Source organism: Amycolatopsis tolypomycina (assembly GCF_900105945.1).
Lineage (GTDB): Bacteria > Actinomycetota > Actinomycetes > Mycobacteriales > Pseudonocardiaceae > Amycolatopsis > Amycolatopsis tolypomycina.
In genome coordinates this window covers 7,683,880-7,705,958 of record NZ_FNSO01000004.1, presented here as the reverse complement: position 1 = coordinate 7,705,958, position 22,079 = coordinate 7,683,880, and the positions used below count along the sequence as shown (strand labels likewise).

Sequence of the window (22,079 nt, the reverse complement as noted above, 5' to 3'; positions counted from 1 at the left end):
GCTGGACACGTGTCCGGAGAACCCCGTGAGTCGCTCGCGCAGATCCTCGGTGGCCGCCGGGGCGCGCTCGACGCCAGCATCCCGCCCGTCGGTTTCGTCACCGGCTGGCTCGCGGCCGGTCAGTCCGTCGCCCAGGGCGCCGTCGCCGCCGTGGTGGTCGCCGTCGCGGTCGGGGGCTACCGGATCGCGCGGGGTGGCAAGGTGCGCGCGCTCGTCGTCAGCCTGGCCGCCGTCATCGCGGCCGCGCTGATCGCCCTGCACACCGGCCGCGCCCAGGACTTCTTCCTGCTGCAGCTGATGTCCAATGTGGCCAGCGCGCTGCTGTGGGCGGCCAGCATCGTCGTGCGCTGGCCGCTGCTCGGCGTCGTCGTCGGCCTGCTGCTGGGGCAGAAGACGCGCTGGCGCCGCGACGAAGTGCTGCTCAAGGCCTACTCGCGGGCCAGCTGGGTGTGGGTGCTCCAGTACACGCTGCGCGTGGTCGTCTACGGCCTGCTGTGGTGGGCCGGCCAGGTGATCGCGCTCGGCGTGGCCCGCACGGTGCTTTCGTGGCCGCTCGTCGCGCTCACCGTCGCGGTCAGTGGCTGGGTGCTCTACCGGGCGTTGCCGCCGGAGCACCCCGGCCTGCGCCTGGCGCCGGAAACCCGGTCGGACGACGTACCCGGGGCATAAGGCGGCCCCCGGCGAGGGGGAGGGTCCGGGGGCCACTGCCTACGGTACCCGGACTACCCGGGTTCAGTCGACGTTTTCGCGTCTTTGCGCCGCGTTTTGCTCAATATCCTTACGCCCGGGGCCGCGGTGTCGCCTCGCCGAAGGCGGCCACGGCGGCCAGCCAGGCCGCCCCGAGCACCCCATCGGAGCTGGTCAGCACCTCGAGACCGGCCAGACGGCGGCGCACCAGCCCGCCGACCGGGCTCGCTCCGGTGAGCACCGAGCCGACGAGCACCACAGGAGTCGACTCACCGGGGTCGCGCGCCGCGAGGGCGTTCTCCACGAGATGGCCGGCCGCCCGGTCGACGATCTCCCGGGCCGCCGGCTCGCCCGCGTCGTGGGCGATGCTCACCAACGGGGCGAACCGGGCGAGCCGGACCGGCGCCTCGGCGTTGGCCGCGGTGATCAACGCCCGGGACGCGGCGAGCCGCTCGCCCGCGTCGCGGACGTCCAAACCGGACAGTCCGAGCGCCGCGGCGAGCACCGCCGATGGAAGCCCGTCGAGCGGCCGGCCGCGGCCGAGTGCCTCCAAAGTGGAGCGGACGGCTTCGCGGCCGAGCCAGAACGCCGATCCCTCGTCGCCCAGCAGCCAGCCGTAGCCGCCGGTCGTGCCGGCGAGCCGGCGGCCCCGGATCCGGCCCACGATCGAACCGGTTCCGGCGACGACGACCGTGCCGTCCGGGGCCGCCGTCGCCGACGCGTACGCCACCTCGGCGTCGGCGACGGTCCGCACCGCACACGTGAAGCCGATTCGCGTCCACGCCGCGTCGAAGACCGCCGCCACGCCCGGGTCGCTCAGCTTGCTGACCCCGGCCATACCGACGACGCACGCCCGCACGGCGGTGGGGTCGCGGTCGCCGAGCGCCGCGGTGATCGCGTCCGCGATCCGGCCCGCGGCGACCTCGGGTGCGTGCGCGTTCGGGTTGGCGCCTTCGCCGCGCCCGGTGCCCAGCACCGTGCCGGCGGCGTCGACCAGTGCGGCCCTGGTCGACGTGCCGCCGGCGTCGACGCCGATCGCGAAGCTCACCTCGTCTTGGTCACCTTCAGCAGGCCGCGCGGGCTGTCCGGGTCGCCGCCGCGGGCCAGCGACAGCCCGAGCGCGATCCGCTGGATCGGCAGGATCTCCAGGATCGGCGCCAGCTCCTCGACCGTCGGGGCGACGTCGATGCGCAGCGCCGCGGGCACCTCGGCGGCGGCCGAGCCGACCGCGAGGACGTCCGCGCCGCGCTTGCCGACGGCTTCGAGGACCTCGTGCATCGCGCGGCCGCCGTGCCCGGCGCTGGTCACCGCGAGGACGGCGGTCTCGCCGTCCACCGCCGCCACCGGGCCGTGCAGCAGGTCCGCGCCGCTGTACGCGCGGGCGGCCAGGTAGCTGGTCTCGGCGAGCTTGAGCGAACCTTCGAGCGCGCTGGCGTAGGAGTAGCCGCGGCCGGTGGTGAGGACCCGGTCCACGAAGCGGTACCGGTCGACCGCGCGCTGCACGCCCTCGTCGGCGCCGTCGAGCGTCTGCTGGGCCAGCTCGCCGATCTTCTCGGCGTCGGCCGCCTTGCCGCCGCGCACCGCGTCGATCAGCAGGTACAGCGCCATCAGCGTCGCGGAGTACGTCTTGGTGGCCGCGACCGCCTTCTCGACGCCGGCGCCGATGTCGACGCCGAGCTCCGACGCCGCCCGCAGCGGCGAGTCCGGCGTGTTGGTGACCGACACCGTCAGCGCGCCCTGGCGCCGCGCCGTTTCGGTGACCTCGATCAGGTCGGGCGAGCCGCCGCTCTGGCTGACCGTGACGAACAGCACGTCCCGCAGGTCGGGCCGCGCGCCGTACAGCGTCGCCGTGGACGGGGAAACCAAACCGGCCGGAAGGCCGAGCAGTACCTCGATCAGGTACTTCGCGTACAACGCTGCGTGGTCGCTCGATCCACGCGCCGCGAGCAAAGCGAACCGCGGGGGGCGTTGTGAGATCTTTTCCGCCACTTCCGCGATTTCCGCCTGACGCGCCACCAGTCCGGCCAGGACGTCCGGCTGCTGGGCGATCTCCGCGGCCATGTGCGCGCCGGGCCGTTGTTCGGTCATCATTTTCCTCTCCACCTCCGGCATTATGTACCGGACTCAGGCGGCGTCGGTCAGGTCTAGACCAATGTTATAGGGGCGGCGCGTTTGGGGAAAAGGGTACGTTTCTTACGGGGACGTGGCGTGCGATGAGGGAAGACATAGGGAGCCGGGCATGTTGGAGACCACCACCACGGGCGAGGCGGGCGCCGTCGCCGGGATGCGCGGGCAGCGCGAGCCCAAGTACTGGGCGTTGAAGCAGCACCTGCTCGATCTCCTGGACGTGCTGCCGCCGGGGTCGCCGATCCCGACCGAACGCGCGCTCGCCGGGGAGTTCACGGTCTCCCGCACCACCGTGCGCCAAGCGCTGGCCGACCTGACCGCCGAGGGCCGCCTGCACCGTGTGCAGGGCAAAGGCACGTTCGCGGCCGAGCCGAAGCTCGCGCAGCGGCTGCAGCTGTCGTCCTACACCGAGGACATGCGCAAGCAAGGCCTGAAGCCGTCGTCGAAACTGTTGGAAGTCGAGGAGCTGCCGGTCGAGGGCGACCTCGCGAAGCTGCTCGGAATCCGGACCGGCGCGAAAATCCTTCGCCTTCGACGGCTTCGACTGGCGGACTCGCAGCCGATGGCGCTGGAGACGACGCACCTGCCGCTCGGCCGATTCCGCGGGCTGCGCAAGCACGTCTCGGCCGGCGGGTCGTTGTACGCCGTTCTACGCGAGCACTACGGCGTCGAACTCGAACGCGCGGAAGAGACGATCGAGACGTCGCTCGCCGGGCCGCAGGAAGCGGAAATGCTCGGCGCGGACGTCGGCATGCCGGTGCTGATGCTGACCCGCCACTCGTTCGCCACGGACGGCAAGCCGGTCGAGTTCGCCCGCTCGGTCTACCGCGGCGACCGCTACAAGTTCGTGACGACGCTGCTGCCGTAAGCGTGCGGTTGACGGTTGTCCCCGGTCGCGGTGAAGTGACCGGGTGACAGCCACTGAAGACACCGGGATCCGATGGGGGACCGGCGCGGCGCGCGGTGTCCTCGCGACCACCATCCTCGGCTCCGGCATGGCGATGCTCGACGGCACCATCGTCAACGTCGCGCTGCCCCGCATCGGCACCGAGCTGAACGCCTCCGTGGCGGGGCTCCAGTGGATCCTCGACGGCTACCTGCTGGCGCTCGCCGCGCTGATCCTGGTCGCCGGTTCGCTCGGCGACCGGTACGGCAGGCGCCGCATGTACCTCGTCGGTGTCGTCTGGTTCGGCGTCGCGTCCGGGCTGTGCGCCGCGGCGACGTCCACCGAGATGCTCGTCGCGATGCGGATCCTGCAGGGCATCGGCGGCGCGCTCCTGACGCCGGGGTCGCTCGCGATCCTCCAGGCGTCCTTCGCGCACGACGCCCGCGCCCGCGCGATCGGCGCCTGGTCCGGTCTCGGCGGCATCGCGGCCGCCGCCGGGCCGTTGCTCGGCGGCTTCCTCGTGCAGGTGTGGTCGTGGCGGCTGGCGTTCCTCATCAACGTGCCGATCGCGGTCGCCGTGGTGCTCATGGCACGCCGGTTCGTCCCCGAGTCCCGCGACCCGGACGCCACCGGGCACCCGGACTTCGGCGCCGCGGCCCTCGGCGCCCTCGGCCTCGCCGGGGTCACCGGCGCGCTGGTCGAGGCGCCCGCGCGCGGCATCGGCGACCCCCTGGTCCTGGGCGCGGGCCTGCTGGGGATCGCCGGGCTGGCCGCGTTCGTCGTCGTCCAGCACCGCTCGGCGGAGCCGCTCGTGCCGCCGTCGCTGTTCGGCGACCGGACGTTCACGCTCTCGAACGCGCTGACCTTCGTCGTCTACGCGGCTCTGGGCGGCGTGATGATGCTGATGGTCATGCAGCTGCAGGTCTCGCTCGGCTACTCGCCGACCGCGTCCGGGCTGGCCGGGCTGCCGCTGACGGTGATCATGCTGCTGCTTTCGGGCCGCTCCGGCGCGCTCGCGCAGCGCATCGGGCCGCGGACGCAGCTGGTCGTCGGGCCGATCGTCGTCGGCATCGGGATGCTGCTGATGCTGCGCATCGCTCCCGGCGCGTCCTACCTGGGCACGGTGCTGCCCGCCGTGGTGGTGTTCGGGCTGGGCCTGGCGACGGTGGTGGCCCCGGTGACGGCGACGGTGCTCGCCGCGGCCCCGGACCGCTACGCCGGGGTCGCGTCCGGCGTCAACAACGCCATCGCCCGCTCGGGCGGCCTGCTGGCGGTCGCGGTGCTGCCGGCGGCGGCCGGGCTGACCGGCGAGGCGTACGCGGACCCGGTCGCGCTGACGGCGGGCTGGCGGACGGCGCTGGTCATCTGCGCGGCCCTGGCGATCGCGGGCGGGCTGATCGCGCTGGGCATCCACAACGGCGTCCTCGCCCCACCGGCCGAGGCCAAGCCGGACGACGAGTGCCCCCACCTGGGCGAGTGCTACCACTGCGGCGTCGAGGGCCCGCCGACGCACATCCGCGGCGGGACCCCGGTCGCCGGCTCCTAGTCCGAGCGCCACATTGGGGCGCTTGAGGCGACCGCGTTCCTAGCCCGCGAGGATCTCGGCGAACAGTGCCGGGTCGGCGTTGCCGCCCGAGACGAGTGCGACCGTCTTGCCGGACGGCAGCTCGTCGGCGTGGAACAGGTACGCCGCCGTCGTCACCGCGCCACTCGGCTCGGCGACCAGCCGGGCCTTGCGGGCGAGCACGCGCACGGCCTCGCGGATCTCGTCCTCGGTGACCGTGACCATCTGGTCGACGACTTCCCGCAAATGGGCGAACGTCAGTTCCGACGGTTGCGAGCGCAGGCCGTCGGCGATCGTGCGGGCGCGGTCGGCCTGCGGCCACCGGACCAGCTCGTCCCGCCCGAGGCTGTCGGCGACGTCGGCGGCCAGCGCGGGCTCGACGCCGACGACCTTCGCCCGCGGGCAGCGGGCCCTGATCGCCGTGCCCACGCCTGCCGCCAGCCCGCCACCGCTGATCGGGACGAGCACCACCTCGACGTCCGGCAGGTCCTCGGCGATCTCCAGGCCCGCCGTGCCCTGCCCGGCGATGATGGCCGCGTGGTCGAAGGGCGGGACGAGGGTCAGCCCGCGTTCGACGGCCAGTTCACGCGCTTTCCCCTCGTGTTCGCCGATCGGTACCTCGATGACCTCGGCGCCGTACGCACGGGTTGCCTCGACCTTGATCCGCGGCGCGACGTCCGGCACGACGATCACCGCGGGCACGCCGTACCGCTGCGCGGCGTACGCGACTGCCTGCGCGTGGTTGCCGCTGGAGTACGCGATGACGCCGCGGGCGCGCGCCGCGTCGTCGAGGGAGGCGATGGCGTTGAACGCGCCGCGCACCTTGAACGCGCCGACCGGTTGCAGACTTTCGGGTTTGAGCCACAGGGTTCCGCGGGGATCCCAGGTCTGGAGCAGCAGGGGCGTGCGTACGGCGACATCTTCGACACGCTTCGCGGCGGCCTCGATGTCAGAGATCGTCACCAGTTCCATGTGCCGAGTATGTCAAGAAAACGTTCGATCTGGAGTGTCTAATATGGACAGACGGAGTGGTCCTCCTCACGCCGTGGCAACGAGGGGAGTCCCTCGCGCGCCTTAGACGTTGGACAGGGGAGAACACGGACTACCTGAATCGGGATCATGACCAAGGAGAAAGAAGCGGCTTCCGAGGAGAAGGAAGAGAAGAAGGGCCTGCGGCTCGCGCAGGTACTGGCGGCGGCGCTGGCGGCGGTGACAGCGGCACTGCTCGGCTCGACGCTGGGCGTGGCCGGCACCGTGATCGGCGCCGGCGTGGCCAGCGTGGTGTCGACGGTCGGCAGCGAGCTGTACCTGCGTTCGCTGGAGCGCACCCGCGAGGCGGCGCTCAAGGCGCGCCAGCTGGCGACGTCGGGCATCCGGCGGCGCGGGCCGGTGGAGACGCCGGAGGTGCCGATCACCGACCAGCCGACGGTCCAGCTGAAACCGCCCTCGGAAGAGCCGTCCCGGCTGCGGAAGCTGCGCTGGCCGTTGATCATCGGCACGAGCGTGGCGGCGTTCGCGGTGGCGATCCTGTCGATCGTCGGCTTCGAGTCGGCCACCGGCATCCCGGTCGGCGGCGGCACCGGCTCGAGCATCGGCAAGGTCCTCACCGGCAACGGCGGCCACGAGGACAAGACCCCGGCGACGACACCGGCGCCCAGCACGGAGGACACGCAGGTGTCCCCGACGGAGACCACCACGACACCGACGGACACCACAACCCCGCCGACGACGTCGTCCGACACCCCGACGACCACACCGAGCACGACGACCCAGCAGCCGTCGACCTCGGCCCCGGCGACGACGGCGACGCCGCCGACCAGCAAGGGCGCGGCGGCGACGCCGACCCCGTGACTCAGGGCAGGCGGGCCCGCAGCTCCCGCGCCGCGGCCTCGGGGTCCTCGGCCTCGGTGATCGCCCGGACCACGACGATCCGGGACGCGCCGGCCGCCAGCACCGAGGGCAGCCGGTCGCCGTCGATGCCGCCGATGGCGAACCAGGGGCGGTCCGGGGCCCAGGCCGCCGTGTCGCGCACCAGGTCCAGGCCGGGTGCCGGGCGGCCCGGCTTCGTCGGTGTCGGCCAGCACGGGCCCGTGCAGAAGTAGTCCACGCCGGGCTCCGCGGCCGCGGCGAGGGCCTGGTCGAGGGAGTGCGTCGAGCGGCCGAGCACGACGTCGTCGCCCAGGATGCGGCGGGCCAGCGGCACCGGGATGTCGTCCTGGCCCAGGTGGAGCACGTCGGCGCCGACCGCCAGCGCCACGTCGGCGCGGTCGTTCACCGACAGCAGCGCGCCGTGGCGGGCGCACGCCTCCGCCAGCACCTCCAGCGCCGCGATCTCGCCGGCCGCCTCCAGGGCGCCGGTCTTGTCGCGCAGCTGGATGATGTCGACGCCGCCCGCGAGGGCCGCGTCCGCGAAGGCGGCCAGGTCCCCACGCGCAGTGCGGGCGTCCGTGCAGAGGTACAGGCGCGCCGCGTCGAGGCGAGCGCGGATCTTGTCACCGGAGAGGGCGGGCATAGCGGCGACCGTACCCGGCCGGTTAAGGTGGAGGTGTCCGCACGGGAGCCCGAGGCACGGGCTGAGAGGGAGCTGCCGCTCCGACCGTGGAACCTGATCCGGGTCATGCCGGCGCAGGGAGCGTGATTCCATGACGAACCTGGCAGTGGTGGGCGGCGGCGTGATCGGCCTGGCCACGGCGTGGCGTGTCGCGCGCACCGGCCGCAGCGTCACCCTCTACGACCCCGAACCCGCCCGCGGCGGCGCGTCCTGGCTGGCCGGCGGCATGCTGGCCCCGGTCACCGAGGCCTGGCCGGGCGAGGAGGACGTCCTCCGCCTCGGCGAAGAGTCGCTGAAACGCTGGCCCGGCTTCGCCGGTGACCTGCGGGAAGAAGGCGTCGACCCCGGGCTGGCCGGTCACGGGACGCTCGTCGTCGCCTTCGACAGCGCCGACGCCGGGCACCTCGACATCCTGGCCGGCCACCTGCACTCCCTCGGCCGCGCGGCCGCGCGGCTCACCGGCCGGGCCGCCAAGCGGCTCGAACCCGGCCTCGGGTCCGTCCGAAGTGGACTCCACGTGCCCGGCGACCTGGCCGTGGACAACCGGAAACTCCTGCAAGCGCTGTACGACGCCTGTGCACGGCGCAACGTCCGGTTCCGGCGGGAGCGCGTCGAAGAACTCCCGGCCGCCGACGCCGTCGTGCTCGCCGCGGGCGCCTGGACCGGGCGGCTGCACCCGCTGCTCGCGGACGCCGTGCGCCCGCTCAAGGGCGAAATCCTCCGGCTCAAGCCCCGCCGCGGCTGCCTGCCGCCGCCGTCGCACACCGTCCGGGCCGTCGTCGAGGGCCGCCCGATCTACCTCGTCCCGCGCGGCGACTCCGAGCTCGTTCTCGGCGCCACCCAGTACGAAGCCGGCTTCGACCAGGCCGTCACCGCCCGCGGCGTGCGCGAGCTGCTCGAAGGCGCCGAACGCGTCTTCCCCGCGCTCACCGAGTACGAGCTGACCGAGACCGCCGCCGGCCTGCGCGCCGGCAGCCGGGACGCGCTGCCGTACCTCGGCGAACTGGACGGCGGCGTCTTCGCCGCGACCGGGCACCACCGCAACGGCCTGCTGATGGCCCCGGTGACCGCGGACGCCGTGGTCGCCTGGCTCGAGGGGGACGAGCCGCCGGAAGGCACCGCGGCCGCGTCCCCCGCCCGCCTGCACCAGAAGGAGCACGTGTGATGGAAATCAAGCTCAACGGCGAGTGGACGGAGTTCCCGGACGGCGCGACCGTGGCCGACGTCCTCGACGCGTCCGGCGGGCAGCGGCCCGGGATCGCCGTCGCGGTCGACGGCGTCGTCGTCCGCCGGGCCGACTGGGCGGCCACCGCCGTGCCCAAGGGGGCGGTCCTCGACGTGCTCACCGCGGTCCAGGGAGGCTGAAATGGACGAAGAACCGCTGGTCATCGGCACGACCAAGCTCAACTCCCGGCTCATCATCGGCACCGGCGGCGCGGCCAACCTCGCCGTGCTGGAGCGTGCGCTGGTCGCGTCCGGCACCGAGCTGACCACCGTTGCGATGCGTCGGGCCGACGCCGAGGGCGGCTCCGGCGTCCTCGAACTCCTCAAGCGGCTCGGCATCGAGCTGCTGCCGAACACGGCGGGCTGCCGGACGGCCGCCGAAGCCGTGCTCACCGCGCAGCTCGCGCGCGAGGCGCTGGAAACCGACCTGATCAAGCTCGAGGTGCACGCCGACGACCGGACGCTGCTGCCGGACCCGGTCGAGACCCTCGACGCCGCCGAACGGCTCGCCGCCGACGGGTTCACCGTGTTCGTCTACACGAACGACGACCCGGTGCTCGCGCTGCGCTTGGAGGAGGCAGGCTGCGCCGCGGTGATGCCGCTCGGCGCGCCGATCGGCACCGGCCTCGGCATCCGGAATCCGCACAACATCGAGCTGATCGTGGCGCGGGCGGGCGTTCCGGTGATCCTGGACGCCGGAATCGGCACGGCCTCGGACGCGACACTGGCCATGGAGCTCGGCTGCGACGCCGTCCTGCTGTCCACGGCCGTCACCCGGGCGGCCGACCCCGAGCGGATGGCCGCGGCGATGCGGGCGGGCGTGGTCGCCGGACGGCTGGCCCGCGAGGCCGGCCGCGTGCCGCAGCGCTTCTGGGCGAAGGCGTCGAGCCCACCCCGGTGAACCAGGGTTGGTAACACCGACCGTAACCGCGAACCCGTAAGGTGGACGGCACTTTCCGGCGCACCCGCGGCGGGGTGATGGCAGAAGGAGCCAGCCGTGACGAGCACATCGGTCCAGGACGTCTCGGGCAGGTTGTACCTCGCCGTGGGCAGGCTGTCCCGGTCACTGCGGCAGGCCGGCGTGCCGGGGCCGGGCCACGGCGCCATCTCGGCGCTCGCGACGCTGGTGCACGCGGGCCAGCTCCGGCTCGGCGACCTCGCGGCCAAGGAGGGCGTGGCCGCGGCGACGATGTCGCGGATCATCGCGTCGCTGGTCGAGGCGGGGTACGTGAGCCGCGAGTCCAACCCGGTCGACAGGCGCGCGTGGCTGGCGAAGGCGACCGAAGAGGGCGAGCGGCTGGTGTCCGGCGTGCGGTCGACGCGGGTGCAGGAGCTGAACCGCCGGCTCGACCGGCTCTCGCCCGACCACCGGGAAGCGCTGCTGGCCGCGTTGCCGGCCCTGGAAGCCCTGATCGCGGACGACTAAGCCGCCTGCTGCCGCAGTTCGGCCAGCTCCGCCCGCAGGGCGCGCAGCTCCTCGAGGATCTCCTGGTTCGCGGCGGCCTGCGCCTCGGCCTGCTTGGCCTCCTCCTCGCGGATGTCCTGGCGCAGCTCGTCCTCCATGCCGCTGACCACCACGGCGATGAAGAGGTTCAGCACCGCGAAGCTGGACACCAGGATGTAGACGACGAAGAAGATCCAGGCCAGCGGCGCCTGTTCCATGATCGTCTTCGCGATGTCCGGCCACGCCTCGCCGGTCATCACCTGGAACAGGGTGAACAGCGACGTGCCGAGGTTGCCGAAGTCGCCCGGGTCGATGGCGCCGAACAGCTTGGTCGCCATCACGCCGGCCACGAAGATGATCAGCGCGAGCAGCGCGGCGATCGACGCCATGCCGGGGATGGCGGCGAGCAGCCCGGAGACGACCTTGCGCATCGACGGCACGACCGAGATCAGCCGCAGCACCCGGAGCACGCGCAGCGACCGCAGCACCGCGAACGGTCCGGTCGCCGGGATCACCGCGATGCCGACCACCAGCAGGTCGAAGACGTTCCAGTTGTCGCGGAAGAAGCCGCCGCGGTAGGCGTAGAACTTCGCCAGCAGCTCGGCCACGAAGATGCCGAGCGCGATGTGGTCGAGGACGTGCAGCAGCGGGCCGTAGCCGTCCATGATCGACGTCGACGTCTCCATGCCGAGCGTGACGGCGTTGAAGACGATGACGGCGATGATGAAGTTCTGGAAGCGGCGGCCCTCGAGGACCTCCGCCACCCGCTCGCGCCCGGTCACGGCCGCCCCCTGCTCGGTCAAGGATCAGTAAACGCAGGGATGGTAACCGGACGCCTACTCAGCGCTCCTCGGGAGCCAGCCGCCAGAAGGCCGAGACCGGGCCGACCTTCGCGCCCATCGGGTACGCGTGCTCGACGGCGTGCGAGACGAACCACTTGCCGTACCGCGCCGCCTCCACCACCGACATCCCCTTGGCCAGCCCCGCCGTCAGCGCCGACGCCATCGTGTCGCCCGCGCCGTGCGTGTGCGGCGTCGAATACCGCTTGCCCGGGAGCTCCACGAACGTCGAACCGTCGAACAGCAGGTCCACGCACTCGGGGTCGGCCTGCAGGTGGCCGCTCTTGACCAGGACGTACCGCGGGCCCATCCGGTGCAGCACCACCGCCGCGGTGTGCATGCCCTCGCGGTCGGTCACCGTCATCCCGGTGAGCAGCCGGACCTCGTCGAGGTTGGGCGTCAGCACCGTCGCGCGCGGCAGCAGCTCGTCGCGCAGGGCGTGCAGGCCGGCTTCGTCGAACAGCGGGTGGCCGTGCATCGACGCCGCCACCGGGTCGACGACGAACGGGATCTCCTCGTCGCGCCCGATCCCCGCCTTGTCGCACGCCGCGGCGACCGCGTGGATGATCTCGGCCGAGGCCAGCATGCCGGTCTTCGCCGCGCCGACGCCCATGTCGGCCGCCACCGCCTCGATCTGCCCGGCCACGATGTGCGGCGGCAGGTCGGCGCGGTCGTGCACGCCGAGGGTGTTCTGCACGGTGACGGCGGTGACCGCGACCAGGCCGTGCACGCCGCAGGTGAGGAACGTGCGCAGGTCCGCCTGCAGCCCGGCGGCGCCGCCGGAGTCCGACCCGGCGATGGTGAGCGCCGAAGGAATCATGGTGGTTTCCCGACTTCTGGTCTAGGCCAATCAGCCTCTTTTGCTTCATCAACAGTCAACCACGGTGAGACATTGTGAACGTTACTCACGTTCGAAGGAGCCTGGATGAAGCTCTTCTCGGTGGCAATCCTCGCGGCGGCGCTCACGCTCTCCGGCGCGACCGCGGCCAACGCCGACAGTCCCAAGCTGTCCCACGTCACGACCGTCGGCGTGCACAACACCTACGACCCGGCCGCCTACGGGTACCTCGCCCAGGCGCTCGACGCCGGCTCGTCGCTGATCGAGCTGGACGTCTGGCCGGACTTCTTCACCCACGAGTGGAAGGTCAGCCACTCGAACCCGTTGGGGAACAACAACAACTGCGTCGCGGCGACGTCGGCGTCGCAGCTGTACTCGGGCGGCAAGAACAAGAACCTCGAGTACTGCCTCGACGACATCCGGATCTGGCTGGCCGCCCACCCCGGGCACGCGCCGATCACCCTGAAGCTCGAGATGAAGACGGGCTTCTCCGACAACACCGGCATGGGCCCCGATGAGCTGGACGCCACGTTCCGGGCGCACCTCGGCAGCGTCGCCTTCCGCCCGGCCGAGCTCCTCGGCGGCTACGCGACGCTGGACGACGCGGCCAAGGCGGACAACTGGCCGTCGGTGGATGCCCTGCGGGGCCGGGTGATCACCGAGATCATCCCGGGCACGGTCGAGGAGGGGAACCCGACCGACACGCTGAAGACCGACGTCGAGTACGCGCGCTACCTGGTCGGCCTCAAGAACGCGGGCCGCATCGGCGACGCGAACATCTTCCCGACCGTGCACGGCGCGGCCGGCGGTGACCCGCGGGACAAGTACACCGCCGACCTCAAGCCGTGGTTCGTCGTGTTCGACGGCGACGCGAACGCCTGGGTGACCCAGACCGGGCCGTGGTGGTACGACGCCAACCACTACTACCTCGTGATGACCGACGCCCAGAACGTCGCCCCGGCCATCGACGGCCACAATCCGACGGTCGACCAGGCCAACCAGCGCGTGGCCGACCTGGCGAAGCAGCACGCGTCGGTGGTGACCGCGGACTGGACCGGGCTCACGACGGTGCTGCCGCAGGTGGTCGCCCGGGGCTAGCCGCGCTCAGGGGTCGGGCGGGCACCAGGTGTCGGACGTGGGGCCGTCGGCGGCCCCGCAGAAGCCGTGCATCGACTTGTCGACTTCGCCGTCCACCACGCCCATCACCGCGACCGGCTTGTTCTGCGGCACGTTCCGGCTGATGTCACCGCCGAAGTCGATGGTGCCGGTGACGCCTTCGAGATACTTGTTGACCTGCTTGGCACCCGGGCGCGAGGTGTGGATGGCGGTGATCTCGCGCCAGATCGCCCCGGGTGTCACCGGGATCTCGGCCGCCGTCTCCCGCAGGTACGCCGCCGCGACGATCATCACCTGCGCGGCGTCGTAGGCCAGCGCCGCATAGCCGTCGTACGAGCGGCCCTCCGGCGTCTGCTCGAACGGGAACAGCACCTGGTCCAGTGTCGTGTAGAAGTCGATCGCCACGCCCTTCGGCGCGGTGACCGGCGCGGTCGCGAACGACAGGTAGTAGTAGGGCAGCGCCCGGATGCGCCGGCGTTCGCCCTGGTCGGCGACGAACCGCGAGACGTCGTCGTCGCCGATCACGGTGGCCCGGCTGCCGCATTGCGCGGCGCCGCTGAGGAACTGGCCGAAGTCGGGCACGCCCCGGCCGGCGAAGAACGCGATACCGTCGAACGAGCAGATGTCGCGGCCCGCGGCGCCGGCGTTGCCCACGAGGGTCTCGCCGTACCGCAGGTGCGCGGCCGGCCCGCCGAGGCCGCCGTCCGGGGTGAACGCCCGCGCTTCGGCCTGGAAACCCTTGTCCCGGAACGACTGCAGTACGTCGTCGCGCAGGTTGGTGCTGTACACGTCGGCGTTGTCGTCGGAGTAGTAGACGCGGACCGTGCGCGGGCCCGGCAGCTGCTCGGCGAACCCGGCCGCCACCGCGGCCTCGCGCCGGTTCTGCGGGCTCACCTGGAAGTACATCGGGTTCAGGTCGGCCAGCGGATCCGCGGACAGCGTCGAGGCGACCATCGGCAGCCCGGCGTTGGTCAGCGCGGCGATGGTCTGCTGGGTCGGCTCGCTGCTCATGTCCAGCCCGACCACCCCGACGATGCTCTTGTCCTGCTCGGCCTGCTGCCGCAGCAGGTGCGCCACCCGCACGCCCTGGCGCATGTTGCGCCCCGCGTTGGCGATGAGCAGCCGGACGATCGGGTCGGCCGAACCCGGCGCGTTCAGCTGCCGCAGCTGGGCGACCGCGACCCCCTCCAGCGTTTCGCGTTCGGAGGTCAGCCCTTCCGCGAGGTTGTTGGACGAAGTCAGGGCCTGCATCACGACGAGCGTGATGTAGGGCCGCTCCGGGCGGGCCCGGTGCAGCTCCTCCGCGCGGTGGTTCTGGTCGAGCACCACCGCTTCGACCTGCCGGATCGTCGCGTTCGACGGCTGGAAGATGTCCTGGGCGCCGTCCGTGGTGCCGATGCATTCGCCGCCCGTCCACACGAGCCACGGGCTGTCGGAGCCGCAGTGCGCGGCGTAGGTGTCTTGGTAGCGGTAGGCGACGAAGCCGGCGACCAGCGCCACCACCACGACCGGCACGCCGATCCGCGTCCACCGGCTCGCCCACCACGGCGGCCGGACCTGCCTGCGGAACCGGTAGTCGTGGCCGAGGGTCTGCAGCATCTGCCGGATCCGGGACTCGTCGGCTTCGGCGGGCGGGCGGATGCCGATCGGCAGGTACCAGGCGGTCGGCCGGCGCTCACGCCGGTCGCGTTCGAGCTGGTTCTGCCAGGCCGTGTAGGCCGCCCGCGCCTGCTCCGCCTGGAACTGCGGGCGATGCGGGGTCGGTTCGGCGTCCGGCGGCGGCGCGGGGCTGGCGCTGACCACCAGGAGCGGGTCGAATCGCCCGACCTGGTTGCGCACCGAGTTGACCAGTTCCAGCAGGCGGTAGCCGCCGTTGCCGACGCTCACCTCGTCCAGCAGCAGGACCGGGTAGGTCATCCGGCGCCGCCGCCACACGCGCCACGGCCGCAGCCGGTAGGCGCGCCGCAGGTCTTCGAGGAAGGCGTTGAGCAGCAGGCGGCAGACGTACTCCGGGGCCTCCTCCTGCCACTGGCCCTCGGTGAGCCGCCGGGCGAACCGGACGAAGCTGCCGGACATCTCCGGGGCCAGGTGCGGTTGCCGCAGGAACCAGCGGTACCGGCCGGACAGCACCGGCACCCGCCCGGTGACCGCGATCCGGAAGGTCAGCAGGGTCAGCCCGCGCACGAGCAGCGAGAAGATCTTCCAGACGCCCTGGTTCTCCGGCAGTTCCTTGACGGCGTCCTGGGCCGACGAGCTGAACCGCTCGGCGAGGCTGATCCGCCGGATGGCGTGCCGCAGGGCGCCGTCGGGGTCGTCGCGGCCGTCGTAGTCCTGCAGCATCAGCCAGTAGACGAGGTCGAACAGGGGGAACGGCAGCCTGCTGGTGTGCGCCTTCGCGCTGTCGCCGAGTTCTTTCCGCGCCTCGCGCAGGATGTCACGGACGACGGTGACGGAGTCGGCGGTCGCCGGCCCCGCCTCGTCGCGGCCTTCGTGCTCGGCGAGCCCCGGGTTCGCGTACCGGATGCTGCCGTGCGGTTTCGCGGTCTTGAGCCGGTCGGCGACGGCGGCCATGACATCCGCGTTTTCCGGCGGCCGGACCAGGCACACCATCGGCAGGCCACGCCGTTCCGAGCGCTCGTCCTGGTATTCGGCCCACTCGCACTGTTCGTCGAGCTTCCGCGGCCGGTCGCCGAACCGCGGCCGCAGGCACAACGCACCGATCAGCTTCACCAGGACGTCGGCGCCGAGAAAGCCGAGCGGTTCCGTTCTCCCCATCGGGACAGAATCGCACATTTTTCGCGGAATCGGTTCCGCGGATCCGCTGACGCGGTGCCGGCCGCGCGCGGTTCAGCGATTCAACACCCAAAACGGTGAGACCGGGCCCACACCCGCGCCGAGCGAATAGGCCTCCGCCACGGACCTTTCGATGAACTTCTTGCCCGCGGCGACGGCCTCCGGCACCGAGGCGCCCTTCGCGAGTGACGCCGTGATCGCCGACGCGAGCGTGTCGCCGCCGCCGTGGGTGTTCTCCGTTTCGTACCGCGGGCCGCTGAGGGAAACGAACTCGCGGCCGTCCGTCAGCAGGTCGACGCACTCGGCCGTGTCCCGCATGTGGCCGCCCTTCACCAGGACCCAGCGGGAACCGAACTCCAGCAGCGCTTCGGCGGCCGACCGCTGGGATTCCGGATCGGTGACGGAAATGCCCGTCAGCAGGCCGACCTCGTCGAGGTTCGGCGTGATCAGCGTCGCGCGCGGGAACAGTTCGGTGCGGATCGCTTCCAAGGCGTCTTCGCGCAGCAGCGAATGCCCCGTCATCGAGGCCGCCACCGGGTCGACGACCAGGGGGAAGTCCAGGCTGGTCTCGTCCAGGGTCTTCGCGACCGCGCGGATGATCTCGGCCGTCGCGAGCATGCCCGTCTTGGCCGCGTTCACCCCCATGTCCGAGGCCACTGCCTTGATCTGCGCGGCGACCACGTCGGCCGGGATCTCCGTGAAGCCCTGCACGCCGAGGGAGTTCTGCACGGTGACGGCCGTCAGCGCGACCAGCCCGTGGACGCCGTTGGCGAAGAACGTGCGCAGGTCGGCTTGGATGCCCGCACCACCGCCGGAGTCCGAGCCGGCGATGGTGAGGGCGGTCCGTGGGGTCATTGCCCCACCACGGGCAGGTACACCTTGCCGCCGGATTCGCTGAACTCCGCCGACTTCGAAGCCATGCCGGCCTCGATGGCCTCCACAGTGGACAGTCCGTGCTCCTCCGCGTACTTGCGGACGTCCTGCGTGATCCGCATCGAGCAGAACTTCGGGCCGCACATCGAGCAGAAGTGCGCGGTCTTGGCCGGCTCGGCGGGCAGCGTCTCGTCGTGGAACGAACGCGCGGTGTCCGGGTCGAGCGACAGGTTGAACTGGTCGTTCCAGCGGAACTCGAAGCGGGCCTTCGACAGCTCGTCGTCCCATTCCTGCGCGTACTTGTGCCCCTTGGCCAGGTCGGCGGCGTGCGCGGCGATCTTGTAGGTGATCACGCCGGTCTTGACGTCGTCGCGGTTGGGCAGGCCGAGGTGCTCCTTCGGCGTGACGTAGCACAGCATCGCCGTGCCGTACCAGCCGATCTGCGCCGCGCCGATGGCCGACGTGATGTGGTCGTACGCCGGCGCGATGTCCGTCGCGAGCGGGCCGAGGGTGTAGAACGGCGCCTCGCCGCAGAGCTTTTCCTCGAGCTCGACGTTTTCCTTGATCTTGTGCATCGGCACGTGGCCGGGGCCCTCGATCATCACCTGGACGTCGTGCGAGCGCGCGATGTGCGTCAGCTCGCCGAGGGTTTCCAGCTCGGCGAACTGGGCGCGGTCGTTGGCGTCGGCGATGGAGCCGGGACGCAGGCCGTCGCCGAGGGAGAACGTGACGTCGTACTGCCGCAGGATCTCGCAGAGTTCCTCGAAGTGCGTGTACAGGAAGGATTCCTTGTGGTGCGCGAGGCACCAGGCGGCCATGATCGACCCGCCGCGGCTGACGATCCCGGTGACGCGCCGCGCGGTCAGCGGGATGTAGCGCAGCAGCACGCCGGCGTGCACGGTGACGTAGTCGACGCCCTGCTCGCACTGCTCGATGATCGTGTCGCGGTAGACCTCCCACGACAGCTTTTCCGGTTCGCCGTCGACCTTTTCGAGCGCCTGGTAGATCGGCACGGTGCCGACCGGGACCGGCGAATTGCGGATGATCCACTCCCGGGTTTCGTGGATCCGCTTGCCGGTGGAGAGGTCCATGATCGTGTCGGCACCCCAGCGGGTGGCCCACACCATCTTGTCGACCTCTTCCTCGACCGACGACCAGACGGCCGAGTTCCCCATGTTGGCGTTGATCTTCACGAGGAAGTTCTTGCCGATGATCATCGGCTCGGTCTCGGGGTGCTTGCGGTTGGCCGGGATCACCGCGCGGCCGCGGGCGACCTCGTCGCGCACGAACTCGGGCGTGACCCGTTCGCGAGCCGCGATGTACTCCATTTCGCGGGTGATGACGCCCTGCTTGGCCCACCCGAGCTGGGTGTTGTGCTCGCGGCCGTCGGCCCAGCCCGCCCGCAGCCGGTGCAGTCCGGAGTGGACATCGATTTCGACGTCGGGATCGGTGTACGGGCCCGAAGTGTCGTAAACGTCGAAGTGTTCACCGTTGGAGAGGTCGATCCGGCGGACGGGGACGCGGAGGCCGGATTCGGTCTGCTGGTAGGCCTTGCGCGAGCCGGTGATCGGCCCGGTGGTCACCTTTACGGCAGCATTGTTTTCCAAGGTCGTCAACGACTTTCACTCCCTACGCCGGCATTACCCGGTCAGGTTCATGCGGTCGGTGACGCCTGCGAAACGCAAGTCACCCTCTCAGCCCGCCATGGCGCGAGCTCCCGCGTTGGTGTTGTGCCTCCGACCATGCCACGCCGGAGCGCGATACTCAAGTCAGCCGACCAACTCTGCCGGGGTGGCGTAGACGTCGACCATGGCTCCGTTGCGCAGCACGGTGATCGGCAGTGCGGTGCCGATCACTTCGGCGAACAGCTGGCGCTGGATGCCCTGCGCGTCCGACACGCGCGTGCGCCCGACGGTCAGCACGAGGTCGCCCTTCTTGAGGCCCGCCCGGTCCGCGGGTCCGCCGGCGACGACTTCGTGCACCCGCAGCCCGGCGCTCTGCCCGGTGCGCTCGGCGACGTCGTCCGGCAGCGGCGCGGGCACGCCGACGACACCGAGGTACGCCCGCCGCACCCGGCCCTCGACGACGAGCGTGTCGATGATCCGCCGCGTGGTCGCGTTGATCGGCACGGCCAGCCCGAGCCCGAACCCGGCGACGGCGGTGTTGACGCCGACGACCCGGCCGGCGGAGTCGGCGAGCGCGCCGCCGGAGTTGCCGGGGTTGAGCGCGGCGTCGGTCTGGATGACGTCCTCGATCACGCGCGTGGTGCGCCCCTGCCGCACCGGCAGCGCCCGCCCGAGCGCGCTGACGACCCCGGCGGTGACGGTCCCGGAGAACCCGAGCGGATTCCCGACGGCGACGACGAGCTGCCCCACGACGAGCCGATCGGCATCCCCGAGCACGGCGGCGGCCGGCGTCTCACCCCGGGCCCGCAGCACGGCGAGGTCCGACAGCGGATCGGCCCCGACGACGTCGAAGGGCGCTTCGCTGCCGTCGGCGAAGGTGGCGACCCCCGTCCGGTGGTCGCCGACGACGTGGGCGTTGGTGAGCAGGTGCCCGTCATCGGCGAAGACGACGGCGGAGCCGCTGCCCCGCGCGAGCTGCACCCCGGCGACGTGCGGGGTGACCGTCCTGGCGACCGTGCTGACCGCGAGCGAGTACGCGTCCATCGCCTCGTCCATGCGCACCTCGATTACAGCGTTGCAGCTACTACAAGTGTGCGCCGATCGGCCGGGGAAGTCCGTTCGCTGTCCGTGAACCGCAGGCCGGACCGGTGACGGTCAGTGGTTCACCGGATCGGACCATGCGTCGGTGAAGGATCGGCGGCAGACTGCCAAGTCGCTTCTGTAACGGTGCAGAAGCGATCTTCTGTGGGGTTGATATGCGCAAACTCATGTTCGGCGCCCTCGCCGGGCTGCTGGTCACCGGACTGATCCCGGGGATCGCGGCAGCTCAGGGCGAGGCTCCCGGCGCGCCCGGGGCCCATCCCAGCTGGCTGCCCGCGAACAAGACGGGCTTCGGGACCGCGCACGACCGGTCCAGCAACGTCTGGTTCACCCTCCAGGGCGGCCAGATGTCCGAGGTCTACTACCCGGACCTGTCGACGCCCAGTGTCCGCTCGCTGAACTTCGTCGTCACGGACGGCCGCAGCTTCGCCGTCACCGACTACTCGGCGAAGTCGCAGCAGGTGCGGCGGACCGACGACGACAGTCTCACCTACGAACAGACCATCACCGACGACCAGCACCGCTGGCGCCTCCGCAAGACCTACGTCACGGACCCGGCTGCCACGACCGTGCTGGTCGACGTCGACTTCCGGTCGCTCACCGGGCGGCCCTACCAGCTCTACGCGGTCGCCGACCCGGACCTGACCAACGACGGCTCCGACGACTCCGCCACCAGAACGGGCGACGCCGTCACCGCGCAGGACGCGGCCAACGCCGCCGCGCTCACCGCGAAGCCCGCGTTCACCAGGACGAGCGTCGGCTACGCGGGCGCGTCCGACGGCAACACGCAGCTCGCCAAGACGTTCAAGCTGGCCGCCTACGACACCGCGGCCAAGGGCAACGTCGTGCTGACCGGGCAGACGAACGCCGACGGCGTCCGGAACCGGCACGTCACCCTCGCCCTCGGCATGGGCGCGAAAGCCGTCGACGCCCTGAAGAGCGCGCAGGCGTCCCAGCGACGCGGGGTCCGCGACATCACGCGTGCCTACGACCGCGGCTGGCAGCAGTACCTGCGCGGGATCGGCAAGCCGCCGTCGTCGCTGAAGACCGACGCCGAACGCGACCTCTACAAGGCCTCGATGCTGACGCTCGCCGCGAGCGAGGACAAGCACCACCCGGGCGCCTTCATCGCGTCGCCGAGCATGCCGTGGCGGTTCGGCAACAACGACCCGGAGTGGTCGCCGTCCGGCACCTACCACCTGGTCTGGCCGCGTGACCTCTACCAGATCGCCACCGGACTGGCCGCCGGCGGCGACACGGCGGCCGCGAACCGCGCGGTCACGTACATGTTCGGCACGCAGCAGCAGCCCGACGGGCACATGCCGCAGAACAGCCGCGTCGACGGCGTCCCGTACTGGACGTCGATCCAGCTCGACGAGACCGCGTTCCCGATCGTGCTCGCCCAGCAGCTCGGCCGGAACGACCTGTGGCCCGGCGTCCGCAGGGCCGCGGACTTCATCCTGGGTTACCGCGGGCCGAACGGGCAGCCGTCGCCGTACACCCAGCAGGAGCGCTGGGAGGAGCAGGACGGCTGGTCCCCGTCGACGATCGCCTCGGTGATCGCCGGGCTCGTCTGCGCCGCCGACCTGGCGAAGCACAACGGCGCGGCTGCCGACGCCGCCCGCTACCTCGCCGCGGCCGACAAGATGAAGGCCGACCTGCCGAAGCAGACGGTCACCTCGAACGGGCCGCTGTCCAAGGACCCGTACTTCGTCCGGCTCACCAAGGACGCCAACGCGAACAACGGGACGACGTACAACCTCGGCAACTCGAGCGTGACGATGGACCAGCGCGCGGTCACCGACGCGGGCTTCCTCGACCTGGTCCGGCTCGGCATCTACCGCGCCGACGACCCGGTGATCCGCAACAGCGTGCGCGTCACCGACTCCGACATCGCGTTCACCACGCCGACCGGGCAGTTCTGGCACCGCTACACGAAGGACGGCTACGGCGAGCAGGCCGACGGCTCGCCGTGGGACTACACGTTCCCGGCGGAGAGCCGCACCACGTTCGGCAGGCTCTGGCCGCTGCTCGCCGGCGAACGCGGCGAGTACGAGCTGGCGCTCGGCGACAGTGCGTCGGCCGCGCGGCGGCTGCGTGACCTCGGCCGGGTGAGCAGCTCGGCGGAGACCATGCCGGAGCAGGTGTGGGACGAGAACCCGCCGTCCGGGCAGACCGGCTTCCCGGCAGGCACGCCGAACACGTCGGCGACCCCGCTGGCCTGGACGCACGCCCAGTACGTCCGCCTCGCCTGGGACGTCAAGGCGGGCTCGGTGCTGGAGACGCCGCAGGTGGTGCGCTGCCACTTCCTCGGCTGCTGAGTCCCAAACGCCCCAATGTGGCGTTCGGTGCGCTGGACGCACCGAACGCCACATTGGGTGCGTTGGACGGGCACTGCGGCGCGGAGCGCC

General features: G+C 71.7%; 20 protein-coding genes and 2 riboswitches. Of the genes, 10 read left to right on the top strand and 10 right to left on the bottom strand.

Going from position 1 to position 22,079, the window contains the following annotated elements; translation table 11 throughout:
* Positions 1 to 9: 9 nt before the first annotated feature.
* Positions 10 to 669, top strand: a complete 660-nt coding sequence (locus tag BLW76_RS45225; protein ID WP_091318611.1) for a DUF3159 domain-containing protein — start codon at positions 10 to 12, stop codon at positions 667 to 669.
* Between the two features lie 109 nt (positions 670 to 778).
* Here the strand turns inward: BLW76_RS45225 and BLW76_RS45220 are convergent, their stop codons facing one another.
* Positions 779 to 1,735 carry an N-acetylglucosamine kinase gene (locus BLW76_RS45220; RefSeq protein WP_091318609.1) on the bottom strand — a complete coding sequence of 319 codons (957 nt, stop codon included), beginning with the start codon at positions 1,733 to 1,735 and terminating at the stop codon, positions 779 to 781.
* On the bottom strand, positions 1,732 to 2,778 hold the full coding sequence (locus BLW76_RS45215; protein WP_091318608.1) for an SIS domain-containing protein: 1,047 nt from the start codon (positions 2,776 to 2,778) through the stop codon (positions 1,732 to 1,734). Before BLW76_RS45215 ends, BLW76_RS45220 begins: the two co-directional genes overlap by 4 nt.
* A gap of 148 nt (positions 2,779 to 2,926) precedes the next feature.
* Between BLW76_RS45215 and BLW76_RS45210 the strand changes: the two genes are divergently transcribed.
* Positions 2,927 to 3,682, top strand: a complete 756-nt coding sequence (locus tag BLW76_RS45210) for a GntR family transcriptional regulator (protein WP_091318606.1) — start codon at positions 2,927 to 2,929, stop codon at positions 3,680 to 3,682.
* 43 nt (positions 3,683 to 3,725) lie between these two features.
* Positions 3,726 to 5,246 carry an MFS transporter gene (locus tag BLW76_RS45205; protein WP_091318604.1) on the top strand — a complete coding sequence of 507 codons (1,521 nt, stop codon included), beginning with the start codon at positions 3,726 to 3,728 and terminating at the stop codon, positions 5,244 to 5,246.
* 39 nt (positions 5,247 to 5,285) lie between these two features.
* Here BLW76_RS45205 and BLW76_RS45200 read toward each other — a convergent pair whose 3' ends face one another.
* Positions 5,286 to 6,236 carry a threonine ammonia-lyase gene (locus BLW76_RS45200; RefSeq protein WP_091318602.1) on the bottom strand — a complete coding sequence of 317 codons (951 nt, stop codon included), beginning with the start codon at positions 6,234 to 6,236 and terminating at the stop codon, positions 5,286 to 5,288.
* A gap of 147 nt (positions 6,237 to 6,383) precedes the next feature.
* Here BLW76_RS45200 and BLW76_RS45195 point away from each other — a divergent pair, with 147 nt between their 5' ends.
* Positions 6,384 to 7,115: a hypothetical protein gene (locus BLW76_RS45195; RefSeq protein ID WP_091318600.1), complete on the top strand. Its 732-nt coding sequence runs from the start codon at positions 6,384 to 6,386 to the stop codon at positions 7,113 to 7,115.
* Position 7,116: 1 nt separating this feature from the next.
* Here BLW76_RS45195 and thiE read toward each other — a convergent pair whose 3' ends face one another.
* A complete protein-coding gene (thiE, locus tag BLW76_RS45190; protein ID WP_091318598.1) occupies positions 7,117 to 7,776 on the bottom strand; it encodes a thiamine phosphate synthase in 660 nt (219 codons plus the stop codon).
* Positions 7,777 to 7,807: 31 nt separating this feature from the next.
* Positions 7,808 to 7,913: riboswitch (TPP riboswitch) on the top strand.
* On the opposite strand from thiE, the gene thiO reads away from it, so the two are divergent.
* The 4 genes from thiO (at position 7,907) to BLW76_RS45170 (ending at position 10,465) form a co-directional block, all read left to right on the top strand.
* Positions 7,907 to 8,980, top strand: a complete 1,074-nt coding sequence (thiO, locus tag BLW76_RS45185; RefSeq protein ID WP_091318597.1) for a glycine oxidase ThiO — start codon at positions 7,907 to 7,909, stop codon at positions 8,978 to 8,980. Its footprint overlaps the riboswitch before it by 7 nt.
* Complete coding sequence (gene thiS, locus BLW76_RS45180; RefSeq protein ID WP_091318595.1) at positions 8,980 to 9,180, top strand: sulfur carrier protein ThiS; 201 nt, start codon at positions 8,980 to 8,982, stop codon at positions 9,178 to 9,180. The genes thiO and thiS overlap by 1 nt, the downstream gene beginning before the upstream one ends.
* A gap of 1 nt (position 9,181) precedes the next feature.
* Positions 9,182 to 9,940 (top strand): thiazole synthase, encoded by a 759-nt coding sequence (gene thiG, locus BLW76_RS45175; protein WP_091318593.1) that lies wholly within the window; start codon positions 9,182 to 9,184, stop codon positions 9,938 to 9,940.
* A gap of 96 nt (positions 9,941 to 10,036) precedes the next feature.
* A complete protein-coding gene (locus BLW76_RS45170) occupies positions 10,037 to 10,465 on the top strand; it encodes a MarR family winged helix-turn-helix transcriptional regulator (RefSeq protein ID WP_091318592.1) in 429 nt (142 codons plus the stop codon).
* Here BLW76_RS45170 and BLW76_RS45165 read toward each other — a convergent pair.
* Together BLW76_RS45165 and thiD (BLW76_RS45160) are read right to left on the bottom strand one after the other, a co-directional pair.
* Entirely contained in the window at positions 10,462 to 11,265 is an 804-nt protein-coding gene (locus BLW76_RS45165; RefSeq protein ID WP_091318590.1) for an ion transporter, read from the bottom strand. The genes BLW76_RS45170 and BLW76_RS45165 overlap by 4 nt on opposite strands.
* Before the next feature lie 58 nt (positions 11,266 to 11,323).
* Complete coding sequence (gene thiD, locus BLW76_RS45160) at positions 11,324 to 12,142, bottom strand: bifunctional hydroxymethylpyrimidine kinase/phosphomethylpyrimidine kinase (RefSeq protein ID WP_091318588.1); 819 nt, start codon at positions 12,140 to 12,142, stop codon at positions 11,324 to 11,326.
* A gap of 105 nt (positions 12,143 to 12,247) precedes the next feature.
* Between thiD (BLW76_RS45160) and BLW76_RS45155 the strand changes: the two genes are divergently transcribed.
* A complete protein-coding gene (locus BLW76_RS45155) occupies positions 12,248 to 13,258 on the top strand; it encodes a phosphatidylinositol-specific phospholipase C domain-containing protein (RefSeq protein WP_091318586.1) in 1,011 nt (336 codons plus the stop codon).
* Positions 13,259 to 13,264: 6 nt separating this feature from the next.
* On the opposite strand, the gene BLW76_RS45150 is transcribed toward BLW76_RS45155, so the two are convergent.
* The 4 genes from BLW76_RS45150 to BLW76_RS45135 all read right to left on the bottom strand — a co-directional run bounded on the left by BLW76_RS45150 (position 13,265) and on the right by BLW76_RS45135 (position 19,623).
* Positions 13,265 to 16,051, bottom strand: a complete 2,787-nt coding sequence (locus BLW76_RS45150) for an ABC transporter substrate-binding protein (RefSeq protein ID WP_244170622.1) — start codon at positions 16,049 to 16,051, stop codon at positions 13,265 to 13,267.
* 72 nt (positions 16,052 to 16,123) lie between these two features.
* Complete coding sequence (gene thiD, locus BLW76_RS45145) at positions 16,124 to 16,924, bottom strand: bifunctional hydroxymethylpyrimidine kinase/phosphomethylpyrimidine kinase (protein WP_091318585.1); 801 nt, start codon at positions 16,922 to 16,924, stop codon at positions 16,124 to 16,126.
* Entirely contained in the window at positions 16,921 to 18,558 is a 1,638-nt protein-coding gene (gene thiC, locus BLW76_RS45140) for a phosphomethylpyrimidine synthase ThiC (RefSeq protein ID WP_167384940.1), read from the bottom strand. Before thiC ends, thiD (BLW76_RS45145) begins: the two co-directional genes overlap by 4 nt.
* Positions 18,552 to 18,673: riboswitch (TPP riboswitch) on the bottom strand. (Overlaps the previous gene by 7 nt.)
* A 38-nt stretch (positions 18,674 to 18,711) precedes the next feature.
* Positions 18,712 to 19,623 carry a S1C family serine protease gene (locus BLW76_RS45135; protein ID WP_091318583.1) on the bottom strand — a complete coding sequence of 304 codons (912 nt, stop codon included), beginning with the start codon at positions 19,621 to 19,623 and terminating at the stop codon, positions 18,712 to 18,714.
* Between the two features lie 200 nt (positions 19,624 to 19,823).
* Between BLW76_RS45135 and BLW76_RS45130 the strand changes: the two genes are divergently transcribed.
* A complete protein-coding gene (locus tag BLW76_RS45130) occupies positions 19,824 to 21,989 on the top strand; it encodes a glycoside hydrolase family 15 protein (protein ID WP_091318582.1) in 2,166 nt (721 codons plus the stop codon).
* The last annotated feature ends 90 nt before the right edge of the window (positions 21,990 to 22,079 follow it).